A 1,097-nucleotide genomic window follows, 5' to 3' on the forward strand; every position below is an offset into this window, starting at 1 on the left:
CCGAGCACGGTCGGCGGCTCGACGAGCTGCTCCTGCCAGTCGGGGTCGGCCCCCAGTTCCGCTGCGGCTTCGCGGATGATGCCGACGACGCGGTCGACGTTCTCGGCGTAGGAGACCGGCATGTCCACCGTGGCGGTGGCAACCCCCTGCGAACGGTTGCCGATGCGGATGATCTCGCCGTTGCGCACGTACCACGTGACCCCGTTGGCGTCCCGGAGCCGGGTGATGCGCAGGGTGACCTCCTCCACGGTCCCGATGGCCTCGCCGGTGTCGATGACGTCGCCCACGCCGTACTGGTCCTCGATGATCATGAACACCCCGGACAGGAAGTCCTTGACCAGGCTCTGCGCCCCGAAACCGAGCGCGACACCCGCGACACCCGCCGAGGCGAGCAACGGCCCGAGGGGGATGCCCAGCAGCGCCATGATCGTGAGGATGGCCAGCGTCGCGACGGTCAGGGTCACGACGCTGCGCAGCAGCGAGCCGACGGTCTCGACCCGCTGGCGCTGGCGCTCGTTGTCGAGACCGGTCGCGCTGGCGAGCACTCGCCCGGCCCGTCCGGACTCGGCCAGGCGGCGGGCCGAGCGCGAGGTCATCGTCGCGACCACCCGGTCGATGACCCGCCGCAGGGCCCACAGCGCCGTCATGGCGATGACGATGGTGAGCAGGATGCGGGCACCGTCGGTGAGCAGCCACTGCTGGGTCTGCTCCCACGTCGGGAGCACGGGCGCTACGGGGTCCACGGTGCGTCAGGCTCCCGCGTCGCGGGCCTGGGCGGCCAGGGCCCGGGCCACGGGGTCACGGTTCTCGACGACGAGCCGGCGCAGCGCGGCCGGGGCATCGGGGTGGGTGTCGAGCCAGGCCTGGGTGGCGTCGTGCAGGTCGCGGTCGACGAGGGGACGCGGGTAGAACCCGTAGACCACCGACTCCACCAGGGCGTGCGACCCGCGCTCCTCGACGGTGTCGAGCATGGCGTGGTAGCGCTCGACGTAGGGCCGCAGCAGGTCGGCGGGTGTGCCCGGTCGGCTGAACCCCTGACCGATGGCGTCGACGACGGCGTTCGGCAGGCCGGAGCCCTCGACGGCCGCGGCCCAGGC

The 1,097-nt window shown here is 72.6% G+C and carries 1 protein-coding gene and 1 pseudogene; both read right to left on the reverse strand.

From position 1 onward, the window contains the following. The coding region (locus tag PLL68_RS12325; RefSeq protein WP_324534497.1) for a mechanosensitive ion channel family protein at window positions 1–743 on the reverse strand (743 nt) is incomplete at its 3' end. Between the two features lie 6 nt (window positions 744–749). Beyond that, a pseudogene (locus PLL68_RS12330) lies at window positions 750–1,097 on the reverse strand (aminopeptidase N); the annotation flags it as partial.

Source organism: Ornithinibacter sp. (assembly GCF_035443565.1).
In the GTDB taxonomy this organism is placed as follows: domain Bacteria; phylum Actinomycetota; class Actinomycetes; order Actinomycetales; family Dermatophilaceae; genus Fodinibacter.